The organism is Protofrankia sp. CiP1_Cm_nod1 (assembly GCF_920888515.1).
In the GTDB taxonomy this organism is placed as follows: Bacteria; Actinomycetota; Actinomycetes; order Frankiales; family Frankiaceae; genus Protofrankia.
On record NZ_CAKKTM010000054.1, the window covers coordinates 1 to 4,926 of the forward strand.

General features: G+C 72.4%; 4 protein-coding genes and 1 pseudogene. 3 read left to right on the forward strand and 2 right to left on the reverse strand.

The features are described 5' to 3' along the window. Window positions 1–183: 183 nt before the first annotated feature. Window positions 184–699 carry a YdcF family protein gene (locus NBX02_RS03390; RefSeq protein ID WP_445548236.1) on the reverse strand — a complete coding sequence of 172 codons (516 nt, stop codon included), beginning with the start codon at window positions 697–699 and terminating at the stop codon, window positions 184–186. A 326-nt stretch (window positions 700–1,025) separates the two neighbouring features. Next, window positions 1,026–2,129 (reverse strand): ABC transporter substrate-binding protein, encoded by a 1,104-nt coding sequence (locus NBX02_RS03395; RefSeq protein WP_250284468.1) that lies wholly within the window; start codon window positions 2,127–2,129, stop codon window positions 1,026–1,028. A gap of 296 nt (window positions 2,130–2,425) precedes the next feature. On the opposite strand from NBX02_RS03395, the gene NBX02_RS03400 reads away from it, so the two are divergent. The 3 genes and pseudogenes from NBX02_RS03400 to NBX02_RS03410 all read left to right on the forward strand — a co-directional run. Further along, a complete protein-coding gene (locus tag NBX02_RS03400; protein WP_250284467.1) occupies window positions 2,426–3,256 on the forward strand; it encodes a TatD family hydrolase in 831 nt (276 codons plus the stop codon). A 56-nt stretch (window positions 3,257–3,312) separates the two neighbouring features. Next, entirely contained in the window at window positions 3,313–4,176 is an 864-nt protein-coding gene (gene rsmA, locus NBX02_RS03405; RefSeq protein ID WP_445548237.1) for a 16S rRNA (adenine(1518)-N(6)/adenine(1519)-N(6))-dimethyltransferase RsmA, read from the forward strand. 488 nt (window positions 4,177–4,664) lie between these two features. Continuing rightward, window positions 4,665–4,926, forward strand: a pseudogene (locus NBX02_RS03410) (4-(cytidine 5'-diphospho)-2-C-methyl-D-erythritol kinase); the annotation flags it as partial.

Here is a 4,926-nt window from a genome sequence, read left to right on the forward strand (position 1 = left end):
GGGTTTTTAGAGACCGGGGCGGTTCAGGTCGGTCGTTGCATTGCACCGGGCGTCCGTCAATATAGCCCCCAGGAGCATCCACGCCCGGCTTCCGCATCATCGTGGTATTCCGGACACGGACAACCGGGGAAGGTATGTCGGTCTGACAGTGGGGTGCTGGTGAGGAAATGGCCGCCGGAGGGGTCAGCAGTTTCGTTGGATGGTCAGGGCCTTGATCATGGCGGCCCATTCGTAGCTGATCGCGTATGGCCAGCCGCGCAGTCGTGGGGAGACAGTGACGAACAGGGCGCGGCCCTCGTAACACCGTTTCACCCGTAGTCGTGCCCGGGTGTCCTGTGGGGTCCCCACCACGATCAGTACGGATCGCCAGCCGTAACGGGTGGCCAGTTCCGCGGTCATCCGTGCCTCACCCTGGGTGGTGACCGGGTCCGGGCGGAAGCAGATCACCTGGATGCCGGGCAGGGCGGCCGGGCACGGGTCGTCGGACCCGGCCGGGGTCGACACGGCGAGTACCGGCGCGTACCCGGCCCGGGCCAGGTCGACCGCTCTGGCCAGCCGGCCGGGGCTGCCGGCGTACATCACGATCGCGTCGACCGGCTCCGGGGCGTCCCGGACCGGCCAGACGAACAACCGCCCGGTCGCGGTGAGGAACACCACGGCGGCCAGGCCGATCCCGACCCCGACCCGTCCACCCGGCACCCGTCCGAGCCAGCCTCGCGTCCGAGCGGGCCGGTCCGGCATCCGCCTGAACCAGGCTGGCATCTGGGCGGGCCGGTCCGGTGTCCGTCCGAACTGGTCTGGAGCCCGGGTGAACTGGACCGGTATCCGGGTGAGCTTGTTGAGCTTGTTCGGTGCCCGTCCGGGCCGGCCTGAAGCCCGGGCCCGGAGCGGGCGATGTTCCCGACGGCCCGGGACGGGGCCCGGCATCCACCCGAACCGGCCTGGCAGCCGGGCCCACCCGAACCGGCCTGGCTGACGGGCCCGGGCGAACCGGCCTGGCTGACGGACGGGCCCGCCCGGCTGCCTCATGAAGCGGTCATGGCGGGCTGCCGCGCCACCCCGATCCGCGAGCGAGGGTAGACCAGTGAGGACTGCGCCCGGTCGGCGGGCCAGACCACGTGCGCGACACCGTCCCGCCACTGCACGAGATGGCTGTGATGGCCGACCTGGAGGCCGGTGGCCTCGTCGAGACGGAAACGGCCCAGCAGGGTGGACGTGTCGAGTGTGCGGGCGGCGGCGAGCACATGATGGTCGTCGGCCTGGCCGTTCGCCCAGATACAGCGGCCCAGGACCAGCCCGGCCGCGTAGGCTACCGCCGCGGTCGCGGCCGGCAGCTGGTCGTACATCTGCTGGTAGCAGGCGACGAACTCGGACACGCTCGGACCGGTGCCAGCCTCCGCGGGTAGCCGTGGTGACCAGGCGCGTGGGCCCAGCAGGCCATCGCGGCGATCACGCAGTGTGGCCAGTGCGCCGTCGTGCCCGGCGGTGGAGAACGCCGCGGCCCGCCACGGCCGGCGCAGCAGCACCTCGGCCGCGGCGTTCTCGTCGTCCGGATCGCCCTGGACGATCAGGACGTCAGCGGGTGGTACGCGGCGCGCGGCGATCATGGCCCGGCCGGGACGGAACACGCTGGAGGCGACCTCGAAGCCCAGTCGTGCGGCGGCGGCCCGCACGACGGAGACGACTTCCAGCGCCCGGTCGTCGGAGGCCAGCAGCACCGTGACCCTGCGGGCCTGCCGGTCGGCGGCGCGGACCGCGGCGAGCAGCCCCCGCGTCCACGTCGAATGCGGGGAGAGCAGATTGACGACGTTCGGGAACGCCTGGCGGACGAACCGGGTCGAGGGCGCGCCGATGTTGAACACGACCCGGTCGGTGGCGGCACACGCGGCCAGCGCGCTGCGCTGACCGTACGGGCCGAAGATCGCGTCCGGCCCGGCCGCGGCCGCGGCACGCGTCGCCGCGGCGGGATGCGGATGCGCGTCGTACGCGGTGACGTTGATGTCGTCCCACGGCGGCGGAAGCTGCTCATCACGAGCCCACAACGTGACCGCGCGCAGAGTGGTCAGACCGTGGACGGCCGCCGGACCGGTCAGCGGAGTCACCAGCGCGACAGCGAGCGACGAGGACATCGGTACCTGTCTACCAGGTGATGGGCCTGCGATGTTCAACGGAGTGTCGACGTTGTTATGACACCCGGGCCATGGGGATGGCTTGTTCTGGCGCCTCGGCCGTGGATACGGCAGGCGGAGAGGCGGACGTCCGGGCCTGGATCATTCGTCTGCCGCCCCGGTTCCCGTGGTTCCGTAGGATCGATTCGCAGAAGCGCTTCCGTCCCGGGCGTCTCGTCCCGGGCCACCGGCGGGACGAGACGGAAGACGGGACGAGACGGAAGAGATGAGACGGAAGAAAGGTGAGTGAGCGGTAGATGGCACGCGACGGTGGGCGCCGTGGCGACCCTCCGCCCGCGCCGCCGCCGTTGTCGGTGGAGGCAGAGGTGATCGACAGCCACTGCCACCTCGACATCATGGGTGGGGAGGTGGACGCGGCCGTCGCGGCGGCACGGGCCGCCGGTGTCCGGCGGCTGGTGACGGTGGGGGTCGACCTGCCGACCAGCCGTTGGCAGGCGCAGGTCGCGGCCGGGCATCCCGACGTCTACGCCGCTGTCGCGATCCATCCGAACGAAGCCGCCGACGGCGTGGACGAGGAGACGTTCACCGAGATCGCCGAACTGGCCGCGGCGCCGAAGGTGCGGGCGGTCGGGGAGACCGGCCTGGACTACTACCGCACGCCACCCGAGCGGCACGCCGCTCAGCAGGACAGTTTCCGCCGCCACATCGCGATCGCCAAGCAGGCCGGCCGCACCCTCATGATCCATGACAGGGAGGCCCACGAGGACACACTGCGTATCCTCGTCGAGGAAGGCGCGCCCGAACGAGTGGTCTTCCACGCCTTCTCCGGGGACGAGGCCATGGCGAAGGTCTGCGCCGACGCCGGCTACGTGATGTCCTTCGCCGGGAACGTGACATTCAACAACGCGCAGCGCCTGCGGGACGCTGCCGCTGTCGCGCCCCGTGACCTGCTGCTGGTCGAGACGGATGCCCCGTTCCTCACCCCGGTGCCGTGGCGGGGCCGGCCGAACGGCCCGTACCTGATACCGCTGACGCTGCGCGCGCTGGCCACCGCCCGCGGGGAGGACGTCGACACCCTCGCGTCGGCGATCGCCGCCACCTCTGAACGGATGTTCGGACCCTGGTAGCCCCCGGCCCGGATACTCCCCCCTCGTCGTCGTCCGGTTCGGGGCTTCCCGATGGTCTGCTCACGCCGGCGGACGTACGGTCGATCAGCGCCGCTGTCGGCGTACGGCCGACCAAGCGCCGTGGCCAGAACTTTCTCGTCGACCCCAACACCGTCCGCCGGCTGGTCCGCCTGGCGGATGTCGGGCCGGACGAGACCGTCCTGGAGATCGGTCCCGGACTGGGCTCGCTGACCCTCGGACTGCTGCCGGCCGCCCGCCGGGTCGTCGCGGTCGAACTGGACGAGGCGCTGGCCGCGGCACTGCCGGCGACCGTCACGGCACGGCTCGGGCCAGCGGTTGCGGCCCGCCTGACCGTGCTGGCGGCGGACGGCCTGCGCCTGGAGCCCGCGGACATCCCTGGCGACCCGCCGAGCGTCCTGGCCGCGAACCTGCCCTACAACGTGGCCGTCCCGCTGCTGCTCGGCGTACTTGAACGTTTTCCGTCGGTCAGGCGCGGGCTGGTCATGGTGCAGGCCGAGGTCGCCGACCGGCTGACCGCGTCACCAGGTGGACGGGTGTACGGCGTGCCGAGCGTGAAGATGGCCTGGTACGCGTCGGCGCGTCCGGCCGGCCCGGTGCCGCGGGCGGTGTTCTGGCCGCAGCCGAACGTCGATTCGTCCCTGGTGGCGTTCAGCCGTCGTGATCAGCCGGGGCCGCCACGGTTGCGCCGGGCCGTTTTCGCCGCGGTGGACGCGGCCTTCGCGCAGCGCCGCAAGACGCTGCGGGCGGCGCTGTCGGGCTGGGCGGGGTCGGCGGACCAGGCCGCGCGTCTCGCGCTGGCCGCGGGCATCGACCCGTCCGCCAGAGGCGAGATCCTGGACGTGGCCGCCTTCACCCGCCTCGCCCTCACCCGCCTCGGTCCGGGTGCCGGCTCCGAGTGACGGCAGGCTGGCTCTGACCGACGCGCCGGTGGCACGGACGCGGTCGTGCGCTCAGCGCACGCGGTTGTCACGCTGTGTACCCGGGACGAGTTTCAGCTCGACGGCAGGGCGGGAGCGTGCCACGGCCTCGTCGACGCGCGGCAGTACGACCTCTTCGACGTCCCGGGAGCCTCTCCGGGATCTTCCAGGCCGCGATCTTCTCGGCGGCCTGGTCGGTGATCAGCGGGCTTCTGCGGGCGGCCGGCTGCCGGCGTACGCGGCCGGCCACGCCCAGCGCGGCCGATCACTGGCGTGACCAGCCACCCGTGTGCATCGTCTTACCCGGCGGTGGCGAGGGCGCTCGTTTCCTACCGGCCGGATAGGTTCGTTGGTGCCCGGTGCCAGAGCACGCCCCAGGAGCGAAGGAGAGTCCGCTGTCTCGGTCTCACCGGCACCCTTCCGGTGCCGCCGGCGCCGACCGGCCGTCCGCGCCCGTTCCGGGCAGCCGGGTGACTGTCCGTGCGCCGGCCAAGGTCAACCTGCATCTCGGTGTCGGGGCACGCCGCGACGACGGCTACCACACGGTCATCACGATTCTGCAGGCCGTCTCGCTCTACGACGAGATCACGGTGTCCACGGCCGACGGTGCCGGGCTCGACCCGGACGCCGTGGAGCCCGCCGTGTCCGTGGAGGTCACCGGTGAGGGAGCCGCCGGGCCGACAGCGCCGCTCGTCCCGCTGCCCGGGCCGCCCGGCCGGCCCGGGCCGTCCG

What these genes read in the sequence shown, in the direction of transcription:
- NBX02_RS03395 (WP_250284468.1), bottom strand. Translation starts at nt 2,129, where the DNA reads ATGTCCTCGTCGCTCGCTGTCGCGCTGGTGACTCCGCTGACCGGTCCG.
- NBX02_RS03400 (WP_250284467.1), top strand. Translation starts at nt 2,426, where the DNA reads ATGGCACGCGACGGTGGGCGCCGTGGCGACCCTCCGCCCGCGCCGCCG.